The organism is Mesorhizobium sp. ES1-4, assembly GCF_020164745.1.
GTDB lineage: Bacteria > Pseudomonadota > Alphaproteobacteria > Rhizobiales > Rhizobiaceae > Mesorhizobium.
The window spans coordinates 440,345-457,906 of the sequence record NZ_JAIUGV010000004.1 but is presented as its reverse complement, the minus strand read 5'-3'; the positions used below and the strand labels follow the sequence as shown (position 1 = coordinate 457,906).

Sequence of the window (17,562 nt, the reverse complement as noted above, 5' to 3'; positions counted from 1 at the left end):
CGTGTCTCAAAAGCTTCCTTCGGTTGATGTGTTGCTCGTCGGATTCGGCTGGACCGGCGCCATCATGGCACAAGAATTGACCGAGGCCGGCTTGGACGTCCTTGCGATCGAACGCGGCAGTTGGCGGGAAACCAGCACGGATTTTGCGCCAACCTTCATCCAGGATGAGCTCCGTTACCGCTACCACGGTCATCTGTTCGAGCAGACCGCCCAGGAGACCCTGACGTTCCGCAACACATCCGACCAGAAGGCGCTGCCCATGCGTCGCCTGGGCTCATTCCTGCCCGGAACCGGGGTTGGAGGCTCGATTTTGCACTGGAATGGTCAGGCCTGGCGCTTCCTGCCATACGATTTCGAGATCCGAAGCCAGACGATCGCACGTTACGGGCAAGGCATGGTCCCGCAGGACATGACGCTTCAGGATTGGGGCGTCACTTATGACGAACTCGAGCCGTATTATACGCGCTGGGAGGAACTGTGCGGCATAGCCGGTCAGGCCGGCAACGTGAAGGGACAGAAGCAATCGGGCGGAAACCCCTTCGAGGGGCGGCGTTCCAAGCCCTATCCCACGCCGCCGATGAAGCAGACCTATGGACCGACGTTGTTTGCAGAAGCGGCGGGGTCGATCGGGCTGCATCCGTTCCCATGCCCTTCGGCGAACATGTCACAGGCCTATACCAACCCGCTCGGTGTCAGCCTGGCGCCCTGCACCTATTGCGGGTTCTGCGAAAAGTTCGGCTGCGGCAACTATTCCAAGGCGAGCGCACAGACGACGATCTTGCCCGTCCTGATGCAGAAGAAGAACTTTGCTCTTCGCACCGAAAGCGAGGTCACCGCCATCAATGTCGACAGTTCGCGCAAACGCGCCACGGGTGTCACCTACGTGGACATGCACGGGAATGAATTCGAACAGCCCGCCGACCTTGTCGTTGTGTGCGCCTACATCACGCACAACGTGCATCTGTTGATGACTTCCGGAATTGGCACGACCTACGACCCAAGCACCGGCCAGGGAACGCTCGGCAAGAATTATTGCTATCAGATCACCCCTTCGGTGAACGTTTTCCTCGGCGACAAGATCCTCAATCCGTTTGTCGGGGCAGGCGCTTCGGGCATGATCGTCGACGACTGGAATGGCGATAACTTCGATCATGGCGGGCTCGGCTTCATACACGGCGGCTACATTGCCGGCTACGTGACCACGGGTCGGCCGATCGAGACCGAGTTCCTGCCCGAAGGCACCCCAAAATGGGGCGCCAAATGGAAGAAGGCTTTCATCGAGAACTATCTGACCTCCATGTCGGTCTCGTTGATGGGGGCGGTGATGCCGAACGCGGCCAACCACCTCGACCTTGATCCAAGCTATCGGGATGTCTACGGCCGCCCGTTGATGCGCATGACCTACGACTTCAAGCAGAATGAATTGAAGATGCAGGATTTCACCATGGCCAAGATGGTCGACATTGCGAAGGCGATGAAGCCGCGCGAGATCAAGAAGTCGCCACGGGGGCCGCATTATGACATCGAGCCGTATCAGTCGACACATAACACGGGCGGCGCCATCATGGGCGCCACGCCCCAGCAAAGCGTGGTGAACCGGTATCTGCAACATTGGGACGTGCCCAATCTATTCGTGGTCGGCGCCAGCGCCTTCCCCCACAACAGCGGATACAATCCAACAGGGACAGTCAGCGCACTCGCGCTCTGGGCAGCGGACGCGATCCGCAACCAGTATCTCAAGCGCCCAGCCCCTCTGGTGCAGACATGACGAAGCAGACGCTCCTCACCATGGCCGCGGGCACCGCCTTGATCGGCGGGTGGTTGGTTCTTTCGGGCCCATTCGCCCACGCGCAGATCGGAGACTTTGCCAGGCAGGAGCGCGGCCGCCAGCTGGCGGCAGCCGGCGATTGCGTCGCCTGCCATACAGCGGAAGACGGCAAGCCCTTCGCCGGCGACAGGCCCATCGAGACGCCATTCGGTATCATCTACTCAGCCAACATCACCCCCGACCCCGAGACGGGCATCGGCGCTTGGACCGAGGAGCAATTCTACCGCGCCATGCACGAGGGTATAGCGGCGAACGGAAGGCGTCTCTATCCGGCATTTCCCTACCCTTGGTTCACCAAGGTTTCGCGTGCGGACGTCGACGACATTCGTGCTTATCTGCGCACCTTGGAGCCGGTCCGCTCGAAAGCACGCCCGAACGAGTTCCCATGGCCGCTGAACCATAGGATCGCCATGGCGGGATGGAACGAGCTGTTCTTCACGCCCGGTGAATTCCAACCTGACAAACAGCAATCGGCGGAGTGGAACCGCGGCGCCTACCTGGTGGAAGGTCTCGGTCACTGCGGCGCCTGCCATACCCCCAAGAACATGTTCGGTTCGGCCAAGGCGGACCAAAAGTACCAGGGCGGAAAAATCCAGAACTGGTTCGCGCCTAGCCTGGCTGGCGATCAGCGTGCGGGTCTGGGATCGTGGGACACAGAGGACATCACCCGCTTTCTCAAGACCGGGCGTAATGACCGCACCACGGCCTACGGGCCGATGGCCGAGGTGATCAAGGATTCGACGTCCAAGATGAGCGACGAAGATTTGCATGCGATCGCAACCTATCTGAAGTCACTCCCGGCTACCGCGCCGGAAAGCACGGAGGTCCCAGACCAGAACGTTGTTCGTGCCGGACAGGCGATCTATGCCGACCAATGCTCGGCATGCCACCAGGCAGGGGGCGTGGGCGTGAAAGGCCTTTTTCCATCGCTCAAAGGCGACGGCATCGTCCAGTCCGACCAGCCGCTTTCTCTCTTGCGCATCGTTCTCAACGGCGGACACGCTGCGTCGATTTCGGCAAGCCCGAACGCACTGGCGATGCCTTCATTCGGATGGAAACTTTCGGATGGCCAGATTGCGTCAGTCGCCACCTACGTCCGCAACGCCTGGGGCAACAAGGCGGGCGCGGTGACCTCAGACGAGGTGCGAGACCTGCGCAAGTCGGTCGAGTCTGCCGCGAGCTCCTACTAGGTGTTCCGCACCGCCATTCGCGGCGGCGAGGACCGGATCAAGCATCTGGTTACAACGGCAGCGGTCCATGGCTCGCGCCCGCCTACATTACTTCCTTTATGCCTTTTCTGAGGAGCCACCAGTTTACGGGGTAACTGGTGGCAAAGCCGGCCAGCATGGCCAGTTGCATCAAGAACCAGAACTCAGGCGTGTCGGCTTCCAGCCGCGTTCCGAAGGCCGGTTCGAAGATCAAAAACTGCCCGACCCCCATTAGGCCGTACATGCCAACCTGCCAGGCCGTCAGCGACAGAGCGTCGGCCTTGAGCGCTTGTAGCAATCCTTGCTTCGCGGACAGCTGCCGCATCGGCTTGATCGTAAAATATTGGAAAGCGATGCCCAGGACAAAGGCGAAGATGTAGTCCAGGATCCAGACTGAAATCATTCTCTCGGCAAACAGGCTTTTCCAACCCAGCCACAACAGGACGGTTGGGAACGCAAGCGCCAGGGTCTCGGCAATGACATCGCCCACGGTGCAGCCGGCTCCGCAATGAAAAGCTGCCTTTGCGATCGCGGTCGGCGAAAGAACCGGCTTGTCCGAGCCCGTGTTCCCTGCGCCTTGGCCTGGCCGCTCCTCCCTGGCCTTCGAACTTGGCCGGCCGGCATGCAGATAGACGAAAAGAACGAAGCCGGATCCGAAGAGGGCACAGACCGGCCAAACGAGGTTCATGATCCACATCTTCCGCGGATTTCGGAACTCGTCGAATGCAATCCAGATTGAAGACAAAATGCCGGCCAGCAACGAAAGCAGGGACACCCAATGCAGCCATTCGGGGATCATCAATTCCTCCTTCATCGCTATTCTTCCGGTCGAACTATCGACAGGCCGCGGGACGGTTCACGGCCGACGCCAGCCGAAGCGTCCCGGCGGGACAAAGGGTCAGCAAGGCAAGCTGCTGCGGCTTCATCCGCGGCATGTTCTGGTCGAGATGTCCCATGATCCAGACGGAACCGAGCACAACCAGGGCGACGATCAACACTCCGAAGGCGAGGGCCAGAATGTTGTTCGTATTGTCTGGTCCGCTCGTCAGATGCAGGAAGAAAACCAGATGCACGCCAATCTGTGCAAGGGCCAGCACGACCAGCGCGGAAATCACGGCTGGCTGATAAATCAACCCCGTCCTGGCGGCGATGAAGGACGCCACCGTCAACAGGGACGCAAGGCCGTAGCCGAGTAGATATCCCGGCAGTCCGGCCGCGGGCTCGTTGCGCGCGATCGTCTCCTCGCCGGGAGCGGTATCGTGGGTGTCCCTCGAGGCGTCGGATGAGGCGGTGTCGTCTGTCATTGCGATGCTCCCAGCAGGTAAACCAGGCTGAAAATGGCGACCCAAATGATGTCGAGGGCATGCCAAAAAAGACTGAAGCAGTGAAGCCTGCGCAAGATGTCGGCCCGAAAGCCCTTCACCCAAAGCTGGGCCATCATGGTTCCAAGCCACAGGATGCCAAGCCCCACATGCAGGCCATGGCAGCCGACCAATGCGAAGAAGGCCGACAGGAACGCGCTTCGGGCGGGACCGGCATCATCCCCGATCATCGTAATGAATTCCTGTCCCTCGAGAAGCAGGAACAACGCTCCAAGTACGCCGGTGACCAGGAGCCACGCCTGTGTGCCGATCACCGAACGTCTTTCGAGCGCAAGGGAGGCCAGGCCCGCGGTAAAAGTCGAGGTCAACAGAAGTCCGGTCTGAATGGCAACGCGTGTGAGGTCGAACAGCTGCTTGCCGGTCGGGCCGCCATTGGTTGCATTGGCCAGCACCGCGTAAGAGGCGAAAAAGCCCGAGAACATGATGATGTCGGATAGCAGGAATATCCAAAACCCGTATGTGACGGTAACGAATTTCGAGGCGGGACCGCCCTCGCCGTGCCCGGTGGCCAACTGGTCTCCCGACCCCTTTTTTCCCGCCCCGCTGGGATGGCCCAGCACGTAGGGATCGCGTGTGGCACTTCCAGCGGTAATGTCGCTGGGCATCGCGTCGGATTGGCCACTCATGACACTTGCTCCCTACGCCGGAGCCAGGCCAGTCGCGCGGCCGTGCGGTCGTGGTCCATCCGTTCGACCTCGTCGGCGGAAATCACGATTTCGGCCTGGTCGCGCCAGGCGAACACGACAAATGTGGCGTAGGCGCCGAGGAACCCGAGAATTGACAGCCACCAGATGTGCCAGATGAGTGCGAACCCGATGATCGTCGCGAAGAAGGCCGTTACGAATCCGGTCGGACTGTTCTTGGGCATGTCGATCGGCTCGTACTGCCTGTTCGTCTTTGGCTCTTGGCCTGCGATCACCCGTTGTTTCATGCTCCAATAGGGCTCTTCGTTCTCGACATGCGGCTGGTGCGCAAAGTTGAATGGAAGCGGTGGCGACGGTGTGGACCACTCCAGCGAGCGCCCGTCCCAAGGGTCGCCAGTGTCGTCGCGAAGCTGGTCACGGTCCCTGATCGACAGGAAGAGCTGAGCAATCTGGCACGCCGCTCCGACAAGCATCACAGCGACACCGGCTGCCGCGATGACGATCCACGGCACCCAGGCGTCCACCTCAATATGCTGCAATCGGCGCGTCATGCCTTGCAGACCCACCACATAAAGCGGTGCGAAGACGAGGATGAAGCCGAGGAGCGTGAACCAGAAAGCCGCCTTGCCCCAGCCCTCATGAAGGCGAAAGCCGAACGCTTTTGGAAACCAGAAGGTAAAGCCGGCGAAAGCGCCGAAGAGGACACCCGAGATAATCACATTGTGGAAATGCGCCACCAGGAAGAGCGAATTGTGAAGGACGAAGTCGGCTGGCGGGACAGCAAGCAGGACGCCGGTCATTCCGCCGACGGTGAATGTGGTGACGAAGCCAAGCGCCCATAGCATTGGCGTGTCGAAGCGGATCTTCCCGCCATACATGGTGAAGAGCCAGTTGTAGATTTTCACCCCTGTTCCGACAGCGATCACCGAGGTGGCGATGCCGAAGGCCGTATTTACATTTGCGCCCGCGCCCATGGTGAAGAAGTGGTGCAGCCAGACCATGAAAGACACGAGACAGATGAACATCGTCGCCGTCACCATCGAGCGGTAGCCGAACAGCGGCTTCGACGAAAACGTCGAGAAGATTTCGGAGAACACTCCGAAGGCGGGAAGCACCAGGATATATACTTCTGGATGGCCCCAGGCCCAGATGAGGTTGACGAACATCATCTGGTTCCCACCGGCTTCGTTGGTGAAGAAATGAAAGCCGAGATAACGGTCGAGCGTCAGCATCGCCAGCGTTGCGGTAAGGATCGGGAAGGCGGCCACGATCAGAAGATTGGCGGCCAGCGATGTCCAGCAGAACATGGGCATGCGTAGATAACCCATGCCCGGGGCACGCATTTTCAAAATGGTGGTAACCAGGTTCACGCCGGTCAAAAGGGTTCCGACGCCGGATATCTGGATCGCCCATAGATAGTAATCCACACCGACCCCGGGCGAATATGCGAGTTCGGAAAGCGGCGCATAGGGCAGCCAGCCGGTGCGCGCGAACTCCCCAACGACCAGGGACATGTTGACCAGCAGGGCGCCGGTCGCCGTCAGCCAGAAACTGACCGAATTGAGGGTGGGAAAAGCCACATCACGTATTCCCAGTTGCAGCGGCACGACGAAGTTCATCAGCCCGATCATGAACGGCATCGACGCGAAGAAGATCATGATGGTCCCGTGGGCCGAGAATATCTGATTGAAGTGCTCGGGCGGCAGGTAACCGGGTCCGTGGATCGCAAACAGCTGCTGAGTACGCATCATGATTGCGTCGACGAAGCCACGCAGCAACATCAGCATGGCAAGCACGATGTACATGACGCCGATGCGCTTGTGATCGACCGACGTTATCCAGTCATGCCACAAATAAGGCCAATACCCCTTGACCGAAATCCAGCCCAGCACGGCGAGGCCGGCAATAAACACGATCAACGCCGCTCCAAGTGGGATCGGCTGGTCAAACGGAATGGCGGACCAATCGAGCTTACCGAGCATCGTTCGCCCCCTCTTTTTCCTGTGGTGCTGGGCTTGCCGAACCGGTGGGCGACGGCGCCGCCTTGGGCCTAATGGCCGGCTCGCCGCCGGACTGGTTCTTGGCTGGACCTGGCCCGGGGGGCAGTGCCTGACGCACGATGGCATCAAACAAGCCATCTTGTGCATGACCAAACGCGGACTCCGAAACATCGGAACCTTGTTGCGCCAGCTTGCGATAGACATCCGCGTTCAAGACGCCGGTTCGCGCCTTCAAGCCGGATAGGAACGCACTGTATTCCTGCGCGGGAACCGCATGCACCAGGAAATGCATGTTTGAGAAACCGTCGCCGCTGAAATGCGCCGATTGCCCATAGTAGGTGCCCACATGGTCTGCCTGCAGGTGCAGGTCCGTCCGCATGCCATTCATGACGTAGATCATGCTGCCGAGCTGCGGCACGAAGAACGCGTTCATCACGCTGGCGGAAGTCAATGTGAAATGTATCGGCACACCGGTCGGGATGACCAGATTGTTGACGGTGGCGACTTGCTGGTCGGGATAGATGAAGAGCCATTTCCAGTCGAGCGCCACGACCTGGACATTGAGCTGCGGCTTATCCGAGGCTATCGGCGTGCGCGGATCGAGGTGCTGTGATCCGTAGTAGATAAGCCCGCCGAGGAAGAGGATCGTCAAGGTTGGAATACCCCAAACGATGAGCTCTATGCGACCGGAATAAACAAACTCGGGGTCGTAGCGGGCTTGGCTGTTCGTGGCTCGGTATTTCCAGGCGAAAAAAAGCAACGCAACCAGTGTGGGGATCACGATCACCAGCATAATGGCCAGGGAGTTGAGCAGGATCTTGGCGTTGCCGGCTCCGATTGGTCCCTGCGGGTCCAACACCCCTCCCGAACACCCGGTCAGAATCACCGAGATGCCGAACAAGGTGGCTACGGCTCGGGAGACGCGCGGCTTGCCGGCTTGGCGTGAACCGGAGGTTTTCCAGGCGTGTCGTTCGACGTTGCCCTTGTGCCGCATGCACAGCGCCATCCCTGCGCTTTGCCAGTTCCCTGCTGTCATTCGAACAACCCTTCAGAGCCTCCGGACCTGGCCGATGTTGCATTCGGGACAAGACGATCACAGCGTGCAGCGACCCCAATACGGGCTGCCGAGAGTCCCGATGGCGGCGATGAATGTGCCGAGCGCTCCCAGAGAGCCCAAGACCCAGGCCAGGATGAAGACGGCACCATCGCTTCTGAAGCGCAACAGGAGTCCATCCAGCGCAAGCGCCAGGCTGGCGATGAGCACAAGCATGGCGCCCGGGGTTCCGGTGACCCCGGTCAGCGGGGCCGCGAAGTAATAGAAGGCGATTGCAGACGCCAGCACTGCCGCCGTGACGATGACTAGCGGCCCACTGGCAGTAACGTGCGGCAGTTGATAGGTTTTCATGACCATTCCTGCGACGTTTTGGAGTGACCGCCAGCGGGCGCTTACGCATGGGGTATGTTGCTAACCGGAAGCCGGACGGTCTGTTCCAACCGCGGCTTCAAGATTTGGTGAGCGGCGGAAGCGCTGAGCGGGCCGCTCGCAAAACCCGGTTTCGTCGGGCATCGCGCCGTCGGGATCGCCTGTGACGGCCTGGATTTCCCGCGACGTGACCCCACCCCAATAATGTGCGTAGGCCTCGGCACTGGGCGGCTCCCGCGCTGCGCCGAGGTCGGGCATATAGGCGACCAGTCCGGCGAGCAACTCACGCCAAGGGCGCCAGCCGACCATCCAGGCGCGATCGGCTCCCGGACGACTAAGGCCGAGGCAGGGAAATCTGCCGACTCCTCGGAATCTGGCTTCGCGCACATCACTCTCGACCGCGGTTCGCGCCTCGACTCCGGTGAAGTCCACCTCGAAGCGACCGGGATCGAGCAGGTCAGGGCGTGCTTTCGCAAGCTCATGTGCAATGTTGACCAACACGCCCTCTTTCGCGACGTTGCGCCCTTCGACCATCACAGCTTCACGAACGCGCCGCAGGTAGACGTCGGCGGCGGCGGCCGACTGGAGGCCAGCCGCCTTGACCGCGAGACACGAAGGCCACGAAGAGGCTGGCGGATCGCGAGCCCATATCGTCGGGTCGAGAGGCATTCCAGTGATACGACCCGCCTGGATCCAGATCGGACCCATTTGCGTGGGGCGGTGAATGTCGTTGAGTGGATCGCTGAACCTGTCCCAGTCGCCGATCATGCCGCCCAGACGCAACCGCAAAGCGATCCGGCCGGCGAAGCCGTAGCGCAAGCGTCTCAGTTGAGGCTCGAAGCCCCAGCTCCAACAGCATAGCGGGTCCGTAAAATAAGAGATCTCAAGAACTGGCGCATCCTTCGGCTGAGGTTCGGGGGAGACTCCGTTCCCGCTCTCACCCATATCGTCACGTCCTTGTGGTTTGAGCTTTCATCGGGCTGTCGAGCGATTCCTGAGGGTAGGAGGACCACTGGGCGGGGGCAGAGTCCGTCTTTGCCTTGACCTCCTCACTGCGTTTGCGAGAGAGCTCCTTGTTCTTGGCCTCGACCTCTTTTTGAGTGACGTTCACGCCCTTCGGTTCGTGGTTGATCTCTCCCTGGGTGTCGATGACGTGCTTGTGAGGCTCCTTGATATAGTCCCAGCTCTCGCCCTCGCCCCATGGGCCCTGCCCCTCGTTCCAGGGACCCCGGACCTCGGCTCCGTTGGAGAGGTTGAAATAGGTGTGGGTATGCCGCGGGTCTCCCTGCAGTATCCCCATCGGGAAGTTTGGCTGAATGGTCTCCAATGCCGCGCCGAACATCTGGAAGTGCGCAATCTCCCGAGTCATCAGGAATCGAAGGCTGTCGTGGACAAGCGGATCGTCCGTGAACTTCATCAGGTATTCGTAGGTAATCTTCGCTCGCGCCTCGGCCGCCATGTCCGAGCGCAGGTCCACGGTCAGGTCGCCGTTCGCGTCGATGTAGCTGCCGGAGAACGGCACACCTTGGCTGTTGGTCAAGGTCGGTCCGCCGGCCGATTGAACCAGAAATTGCGGGTTGGTCAACGCCTCATGGAGCACGTCCTCCTTACCTGCCTTGCCTTTGGTCAGCTTGTTCAGAGGGCTCGCCTCGGCCGCGTTCTTCAGTTCGCCATTGACCCCGTCCAAAAGCATCGTGATGGTCGCACCCACGATCTCGAGATGGCTGAACTCCTCCGTCGCAATGTCCATCAGCATGTCGTACTTGTCCGGGTACGGTTTGCGGGTTGAGAAGGCCTGGGTAAAATAGCGCATCGCAGCGGCCAACTCGCCGTTCGCGCCACCGAATTGTTCGAGCAGCAGGGCAGCGAATTTGGGGTCGGGTTCAGATACGCGCGCGTTAAACTGAAGTTCCTTGACGTGATGAAACATGATTGTCTCCGTTGGGGGATGGCTGGTCCGACGGTCCGTCCGACAGGGCGCTAAAGTCGGGCTCACATGCGACACCTCCGGTGCAGCATCTCCCGCCGAACTGAAGCGACAGAGTTTTGTTCCTCTGCTGAAGCACGGTTTCGCAGCCTGGTGGTATATGCGACAGCCCGCGGACACCCACACGCGTCATGAGGCTCGTCATCCCGCGTGCAGCCCCGATTTTCGGTTACCGCTACATCAGTAATTCCGCTGGGCCAGATTTCGTGCGCGCCGGCGTGATTGACCTGCATGGGTGCTCGAACACCGGTGAACCCGCACTGACGCCAGCAGGGCAGGAACAATCGACCGATCTTCTTGTTGACGATAACGGTTGCGCATCTGCCCTTTGGGCGGCCGCGGAACAAAATCCGCCGGTGATCGGAGCGGGAAAAGAGATGCTGGACAGGGCCTGGCGAATTGTAACGACGAGCGTGGCAGGCTTCATAGCCGACAGCGCTCTCAGTCATGGCGCCGCGATGGCGTTCTTTGCGGTGACCTCTCTCGGACCCATTCTGTTGTTGGTCGTGGCCGTAGCAGGTCTGGTGTTTGGACAGGACGCGGCGCGCGACGCAGTCGCCGGGGAGTTGTCTGGGCTGATGGGCCGTCAAAGCGCGGATGTGATACAAAGCGCGCTGCAAAGCGCATCGAACCGGTCGTCTGGTGCCATCGCTACGGTTGTAGGTTTGGTAACGTTGTTGCTGACTGCATCAGGCGTATTCGGCGAGATGCAGACGGCCTTGAATGAGATCTGGAAAGCCAAGCCTCAAGGAGACTCGGTCTCGCGCCTGATCCGTGCCCGAACGACCAGCTTGGGGCTGGTGATCGCCCTGGGCTTCCTGCTGATCGTTTCGCTTGCGGTTAGCGCCGCCGTTACAGCGCTAAGTGACACGATCAATCGACTTTTGCCGTTTGGATCAATCTTGATAGAAGCCTTGAATGCCTTGATTTCCTATCTGCTGATAGCAGTGCTCTTCGCCGCCATCTACAAGGTACTGCCGGACCGACATCTGGAGTGGCGCGACGTGTGGTTCGGGGCGTTTGTGACGGCCGCGCTTTTCACAGTCGGGAAGAGCCTGATCGGAGTGTACCTGGGTAGCAGCGCCATGGCATCTTCATTTGGAGCCGCCAGTGCGTTGATCATCGTGCTGCTCTGGATCTACTATTCTTCACTGATTTTTCTTCTCGGTGCCGAATTCACTCACGCCTACTCTCTGGAACAGGGCAGCCAGCGCCCGTTGGGTGAGGCTTCACCAGGTTGAACCATGGCCGCAGAGCTGCCGCCAGCGAGGCGACGATCCGCATCACAACACGGAAGAGCGATGGTAGGCGTGGCCAGAGACACTTATCCACTGCCGTTGGATACTCCTCCCATGGAAGCCAAGGCTGCAGACATGCTTCCGAGCGACGAAGGCCGCTGGCAATACGAACCTAAATGGGATGGGTTTCGCTGCCTGGCTTTCAAGAACGCGGAAAGCGTCGAGCTGCGCGCAAAATCGGGAAAGCCGCTGGGGCGATATTTTCCGGAGCTCGTAGCGATGCTCAGCGAGATCGAAGCCCGGGATTTCGTCGTCGACGGCGAAATCACGATCGAAATCGATGGACGTTCTTCCTTCGACGCATTGCAGATGCGACTGCATCCGGCGGAGAGCAGAATCCGCAGGCTGAGCGTGGAAACCCCTGCCCGTCTCATCCTGTTCGACATACTGGTCGCGTCGGGCGGCAAGGTGTTGCTCGACAAGCCCCTGACCGAGCGGCGAGCCATCCTCGAAGACTTCGTCGCCAAGGCGGCGCGGCCAGCATTGCATCTGTCGCCCAGCACCAGCGATCCAGCCGTCGCCAGGCGTTGGCTGCAAGGGGCCGGGCACGGCTCGACCGACGGCGTCGTGGCAAAACCACGTGCTGATTTCTATCGGCCGGGCGAACGTGCCATGGTCAAGGTGAAACGGCTACGCACGGCTGACTGCGTCGTAGGTGGATTCCGTTATCTGGCCGACAGCCGAGAAGCCGGCTCACTGCTGCTAGGCCTCTATAATGATCGCGGCGAGCTCGACCATGTCGGCTTCACGTCGACCATAGCCAAGGACGACCGGGCTGCGCTGACCAAAAAACTGGAAAAGCTGCGCGGAGGTCCCGGTTTTACCGGAAAGGCGCCGGGCGGCCCGAGCCGTTGGAGCACGGAGCGTAGCGGCGAATGGGAAGCGTTGCGGCCGGAACTGGTGGTCGAAGTCCGCTTCGACCACGTCACCGGCAATCGGTTCCGGCATGGAACCAAGCTGTTGCGATGGCGACCAGACAAGGCTCCGCAACAGTGCACGTTCGAACAGATCGATTGATGGAGGCGAGATGGGCCTGTTTCTCGAGCCGCAAATTGCCGAGGAGGCGCATAGGGGACAGACCGGCAAGACGGGAAGACCCCATATCGAACATCGCAGGCGCGTGGCCGATGCCGTCGAAGTGTTGCAGGCAGTGGCAGCCAGCTCGGAGCCCTTCACCGCCAGCTGGAACTCTTGTGCACGACCGGTGTGTACTAGGTCTCCCGATGGTCACTGACACCGAATTCATCGTCGAAAGCATCAAGCAGGGCGTGATGCTCGCCGATGGCGAGTTCTTCATCGACAGGTTGGTGAAGTATGTCGGCAACGGCAGGGTTCGATGGCACGTCGAATTTCGTGGACATCGAATCGAGCTGACGACAGGCCAGCTCAAGAAGCAGCCTACCTTCCGTAGGAAGGTGCTCGAACAGGCCGGTGTGCTGCCGGCCCAGCGTACCGGGGCCAATTACAGGCGGTGGGCCATCGATCTGAGGAAGAACGCCGTCGAGCTTCCTTGGCGGGATAGGCCGGTCGACGCCGGCTTCGCCGTCGACGGGCTTGTCAGTCATGGTAACGACCGCTGGACGGTCGAATCCCAAGGCAAGGCAATCAAGTTCACGACGACTAAGCTGCGCAGGCAAACCAGCTTCCGCAAGAGGATGCTGCTCAAGGCCAAGGTGCTGCCGCCCCAGATGGACCCGGTTGCCTATCGGAAGTGGATGGACTGGCTGATTCAAAACGCCATGGAGGCCGCACCGCAGGCCGGCGATTCCTCGATGACCGAGAAAAGTTGGCTTGAAGACCTGCCGGAGCTAGCCGGCTGGCAAGACGACGCGCCGCCGCAGAAGGACTAGAAGCGGCCGCAGCCGCCCCGCATACCGCACAAAAAAACTCATGGCGTTTGCCATGCCTACAGATTTCGGCACATTGTCGGCGAATCTGGCCAGCACCTGGCTCGCGGCCAACCGGACTTTGAACGAGACCCCATGGACCGCTTCAATCTCGGCGCCTACCGCCGTCCCATCTCCACCCGCTCCGCCGAAACCCAGCGCTGGTTCGATATCGGCCTGAACTGGTGCTACGGCTTCAATCACGAGGAAGGCATCAAGTGCTTCGAGAAGGCGCTCGAGACGGATCCCGGCTGCGCCATGGTGCATTGGGGCATCGCCTACGCAGCCGGGCCTTTCTACAATCTGACCTGGAAGGAGCATGGCGAGGCCGAGGCAAACAGCGCCACCAGGCGCTGCTTCGGGCACATTCAGCTGGCGCGCGCCAATGCGGCGTCAGCCAGCGACGTGGAAAAGCAGTTGATCGAAGCGTTGGCCTGCCGTTTCCAGAAACCGCGGCGCGTGAGCCTCCAGGAATTCGAACGGTGGGATGATGCCTATGCCGCCGCGATGCGGCGGGTCCACGGAAACTTTCCCTTTGATCATGACGTGATGGCGCTCTTCGTCGAGGCGCTGATGATGCGTACGGTACGGCGGCTTTGGAACCTCAAAACAGGCGCTCCGGCGCCGAATTCCGATGTCGTCGAAGCGCTGGAGGTTTGCGAACGGTCAATCCGGCTCGCGGACGAAGCCGGCATCGCGCAGCATCCGGCGATCGTCCACCTGCACATCCATCTCCTGGAAATGTCCACCATGCCGGAGCGCGGCATGCGCTCGGCCGATCTGCTAGGCCAGATGTGCCCGGATGCCGGGCACATGAACCACATGCCGGGGCATATCTATGTGCTGTGCGGCGAATACGAAAAAGCGAAGCTCGCCAGCGAGAAGGCGGTTCGGGCCAACGACCTCTATCTCGCCTATGCGGATGAGCCGGCCTACTATCTGCTCGGCTGCTGCCACGATCTGCACCTGATGATGTTCACCTGCATGTTCCTTGGCCAGTACCAGCCGGCGCTTTGGGCCGCCGACAAGGTGCGCGGCCTGGTGACGCGCGAGGTGGTCAGCCTGCCGGATCGGCCAAAACTCACCCAGACGGTGGAGGGCTATCATGCGATGAAATCGCATGTGCTGGTGCGCTTCGGGCGCTGGCAGGAGATCATCGATGAGCCAATGGTCGGGGAGCCTGGCCTCTATGTGCTGACGGCGGCCATGCAGCATTACGCCAGGGGCGTCGCGCACGCGACACTCGGCAATTTCGGCCAGGCCGAGCGCGAGCGCGAACTGTTCCACCAGCACCTCGAAGGCATTGCGCCCGAGCGGCGTTTCCTCAGCAACCCGACCCGCGCCTCGCTGGCTGTCGGTGCTGCCTTGCTCGACGGCGAGCTTGCCTACCATCAGGGCCGGCACCAGGAGGCCTATGGCCATTTGCGTCAGGCGGTCCAACTGGATGACAATCTGTCCTACACCGAGCCGTGGGCGTGGATGCACCCGCCGCGCCATGCACTGGCGGCGCTGCTTCTCGATCAGGGCCATGCCGAGGAGGCCGAGCAGGTCTATCGTGACGATCTGGGCCTGAGCGGCAAGGTGCAGCGCTGCGCTCAGCACCCCGACAATGTCTGGGCGCTGCACGGGCTGGTGGAATGTTTGACGCGGCGCGGCGAGAGCGAAGAACTGCCGGCGGCGCAGGCAAGGCTGGCCACGGCGATGGCGAAGGCGGATGTACCGATCAGCTCATCCTGCCTGTGCCGCACGAACGTGCAATCCGCGCCAGGCTGCTGTCATTGAGGATGAAGCCGTCCTCCGCCGTGCCGACTTCCGTTCAATATCTGGCCCCGAAACCTCCGTGCCGAACAGCGAGAGGCCCCGCCTCAACCCAGCCATTTGTCGTAATCGGCCACCAGCAGGTGCAGCGGCGGCGTGTCTTCCTCGATATCGGCGAAACGGCCGATCGGCTCGCGGAAGACGTTGTCCGTCCGATCGTCATTGACGGTCGACACCTCGCCGATCAGCACATCCTTGCCCTCGGCCCAGAAGGCGTGCCAGACGCCAGGCAAAAGCGTGACGCTCTGGCCCGGGTCGAGCTTAAGCAACCCGCCCGCCGGCAACCTGTGAAGGGTTCCATCGACCGGCACCGACACCTCGGCCTTGGGGTCGATACCGCCGTCGCGATCATGCATGAACAGCTCCAGCACCAGCTTGCCGCCGCCGCGGTTGATGATGTCCTCGGCCTTGATGTTGTGGCGGTGCATCGGTGACATCTGGTCCTTGCGCGAGATCATGATCTTCTCGGCATAGAGCATGCCCATGCCCTTCTTCATGTCCTCGTAGCGTCCGTTGCGAACGGTAAACAGGAACAGGCCGAGGTCGTCGAACTTGCCCTGGCCGTAGTCGGTGATGTCCCAGCCGAGCCGTGAGGTGAAGATGGCAGAGGAATCGACCTGGCGCGCCTTCATCTCCTCTGGGGACCAGTAGGCGAAGGGTGGCATGATGTAGCCGAACGAGCGGATGAAAGCGTCGGCGTCGCGGATGATGTCGTTGATGGCGGAGCGTTTCATGGTCCTGGTCCTTGGTGTCGATTTTTCCGACAATTCGCATAGCCGAACGCCGGTGCGGTGTCGATCCATCTTGCCTGTTCGAACCTGCGCTTGCCCGCGCATGGCCCACCGATCCGGCCCGCTGGCCGCGTGACATCGCGTGCTTTCAGGCCCATAACCCCTGCGAATTTTCATAGGGATTGCCGATGCCGACCATCCATGATCTCGATACGCCGTCCATCGTCATCGATGCCGCGCGTGCCGAAGCCAACATCGCCCGCGCGCAGGCCCATGCAGACAAGAACGGACTGAAGCTCAGGCCGCACATCAAGACGCACAAGCTGCCTTATTGGGCGAAGAAGCAGGTGGCGGCGGGCGCCGTCGGCATTACCTGCCAGAAGATCGGCGAGGCCGAGGTGATGGCCGACGCCGGGCTGACGGATATTTTTCTTCCCTACAATATCCTTGGCCGCGCCAAGCTCGAACGGCTCCTGGCATTGCATCGTCGCGTGACGCTGTCGGTGACGGCCGACAGCGCGCAGACGCTGGAAGGGCTCGCCGCCACCTTCACCGATGCCGGGCATCCGCTGTCGGTACTGGTCGAATGCGACACCGGCATGGGGCGCTGCGGCGTGCAGACGGCCAATGAAGCGCTTGCGCTGGCGAAAATGATCGACAAGGCGGGCGGCCTTGCCTTTGGCGGGCTGATGACCTATCCGGCCGCCGGCCGGGCAGTGGAGGCCGAAGCCTGGCTTGCCAATGCCAAACAGGCGTTGGCGGCTTCAGGGCTCGCCTGTGAGCGCATTTCCAGCGGCGGCACGCCCGACATGTGGCGTTCCGCCGATACCTCCGTCGTCACCGAATACCGGCCCGGCACCTATATCTATCTCGACCGTTATCAGGTCGCCAAAGGCGTCGGCGGCCTCGACGATTGCGCGCTGACGGTGCTGGCAACCGTGGTCAGCCATCCGACAGCGACGCGCGCCATCCTCGATAGCGGCAGCAAGGCCCTGTCCAGTGACACGCTGGGGCTAAAGGATTTCGGGGAGTTGATGGGCATGCCGGGAGCGCTGGTGACGGGCCTGAGCGAAGAGCACGGCACGGTTACGCTTTCAGGCGACGCAAGACTGCGCATCGGCGAGCGCGTCCGCGTCGTGCCCGACCATTGCTGCGTCGTCACCAACCTGTTCAACGAGGTCAACCTGATCGACGGTGAGAATGTGCTGCAAACGCTGCCGGTGGCAGCACGCGGACTGATGGGGTGAATTTCTAGAGCATGACGTCGAAGATTTCAGTCGACTCGACCTGAAATCTTCCGGCTTCTAGAGCAATTCCAGGAAAAGTGCGTAGCGGTTTTCCGTCCGGAATTGCGTGA

16 protein-coding genes are annotated in these 17,562 nt (G+C 60.9%); 7 read left to right on the top strand and 9 right to left on the bottom strand.

Annotated elements, in window-relative coordinates; translation table 11 throughout:
- Position 1 precedes the first annotated feature (1 nt).
- Both LB556_RS10470 and LB556_RS10465 read left to right on the top strand, forming a co-directional pair.
- The gene (locus LB556_RS10470; protein ID WP_224566691.1) at positions 2-1,768 is read left to right on the top strand and encodes a GMC family oxidoreductase; all 1,767 of its coding nucleotides are present in this window, start codon (positions 2-4) and stop codon (positions 1,766-1,768) included.
- A gap of 20 nt (positions 1,769-1,788) precedes the next feature.
- Positions 1,789-3,018, top strand: a complete 1,230-nt coding sequence (locus tag LB556_RS10465; protein ID WP_224566690.1) for a c-type cytochrome — start codon at positions 1,789-1,791, stop codon at positions 3,016-3,018.
- A gap of 82 nt (positions 3,019-3,100) precedes the next feature.
- Here LB556_RS10465 and LB556_RS10460 read toward each other — a convergent pair whose 3' ends face one another.
- The 8 genes from LB556_RS10460 to LB556_RS10425 are packed head-to-tail and all read right to left on the bottom strand — an operon-like array spanning position 3,101 to position 10,415.
- On the bottom strand, positions 3,101-3,850 hold the full coding sequence (locus LB556_RS10460; protein ID WP_224566689.1) for a DUF4396 domain-containing protein: 750 nt from the start codon (positions 3,848-3,850) through the stop codon (positions 3,101-3,103).
- A 19-nt stretch (positions 3,851-3,869) separates the two neighbouring features.
- The gene (cyoD, locus tag LB556_RS10455; protein ID WP_224566687.1) at positions 3,870-4,340 is read right to left on the bottom strand and encodes a cytochrome o ubiquinol oxidase subunit IV; all 471 of its coding nucleotides are present in this window, start codon (positions 4,338-4,340) and stop codon (positions 3,870-3,872) included.
- Positions 4,337-5,023 (bottom strand): cytochrome (ubi)quinol oxidase subunit III, encoded by a 687-nt coding sequence (locus tag LB556_RS10450; protein ID WP_224566772.1) that lies wholly within the window; start codon positions 5,021-5,023, stop codon positions 4,337-4,339. Before LB556_RS10450 ends, cyoD begins: the two co-directional genes overlap by 4 nt.
- A gap of 17 nt (positions 5,024-5,040) precedes the next feature.
- A complete protein-coding gene (gene cyoB / locus LB556_RS10445) occupies positions 5,041-7,044 on the bottom strand; it encodes a cytochrome o ubiquinol oxidase subunit I (protein ID WP_224566770.1) in 2,004 nt (667 codons plus the stop codon).
- The gene (cyoA, locus tag LB556_RS10440) at positions 7,034-8,098 is read right to left on the bottom strand and encodes a ubiquinol oxidase subunit II (protein WP_224566684.1); all 1,065 of its coding nucleotides are present in this window, start codon (positions 8,096-8,098) and stop codon (positions 7,034-7,036) included. Before cyoA ends, cyoB begins: the two co-directional genes overlap by 11 nt.
- Positions 8,099-8,155: 57 nt before the next feature.
- Positions 8,156-8,467 carry a hypothetical protein gene (locus LB556_RS10435; RefSeq protein WP_224566683.1) on the bottom strand — a complete coding sequence of 104 codons (312 nt, stop codon included), beginning with the start codon at positions 8,465-8,467 and terminating at the stop codon, positions 8,156-8,158.
- 60 nt (positions 8,468-8,527) lie between these two features.
- Positions 8,528-9,430 (bottom strand): DsbA family protein, encoded by a 903-nt coding sequence (locus tag LB556_RS10430; protein WP_224566680.1) that lies wholly within the window; start codon positions 9,428-9,430, stop codon positions 8,528-8,530.
- 4 nt (positions 9,431-9,434) lie between these two features.
- Positions 9,435-10,415, bottom strand: coding sequence for a manganese catalase family protein (locus LB556_RS10425; RefSeq protein ID WP_224566679.1), 981 nt, complete (start codon positions 10,413-10,415; stop codon positions 9,435-9,437).
- Positions 10,416-10,603: 188 nt separating this feature from the next.
- Between LB556_RS10425 and LB556_RS10420 the strand changes: the two genes are divergently transcribed.
- From LB556_RS10420 to LB556_RS10405, 4 genes are all read left to right on the top strand, one after another.
- Positions 10,604-11,713: a YihY/virulence factor BrkB family protein gene (locus LB556_RS10420; RefSeq protein ID WP_224566678.1), complete on the top strand. Its 1,110-nt coding sequence runs from the start codon at positions 10,604-10,606 to the stop codon at positions 11,711-11,713.
- 60 nt (positions 11,714-11,773) lie between these two features.
- Entirely contained in the window at positions 11,774-12,787 is a 1,014-nt protein-coding gene (locus LB556_RS10415) for an ATP-dependent DNA ligase (protein ID WP_224566768.1), read from the top strand.
- Positions 12,788-12,993: 206 nt separating this feature from the next.
- Entirely contained in the window at positions 12,994-13,620 is a 627-nt protein-coding gene (locus LB556_RS10410; RefSeq protein WP_224566677.1) for a hypothetical protein, read from the top strand.
- 132 nt (positions 13,621-13,752) lie between these two features.
- Positions 13,753-15,438: a hypothetical protein gene (locus LB556_RS10405; protein WP_224566676.1), complete on the top strand. Its 1,686-nt coding sequence runs from the start codon at positions 13,753-13,755 to the stop codon at positions 15,436-15,438.
- 83 nt (positions 15,439-15,521) lie between these two features.
- Here the strand turns inward: LB556_RS10405 and LB556_RS10400 are convergent, their stop codons facing one another.
- Entirely contained in the window at positions 15,522-16,208 is a 687-nt protein-coding gene (locus tag LB556_RS10400; protein WP_224566675.1) for a D-lyxose/D-mannose family sugar isomerase, read from the bottom strand.
- Between the two features lie 185 nt (positions 16,209-16,393).
- On the opposite strand from LB556_RS10400, the gene LB556_RS10395 reads away from it, so the two are divergent.
- On the top strand, positions 16,394-17,452 hold the full coding sequence (locus LB556_RS10395; protein WP_224566674.1) for a D-TA family PLP-dependent enzyme: 1,059 nt from the start codon (positions 16,394-16,396) through the stop codon (positions 17,450-17,452).
- Positions 17,453-17,562: the final 110 nt, after the last annotated feature.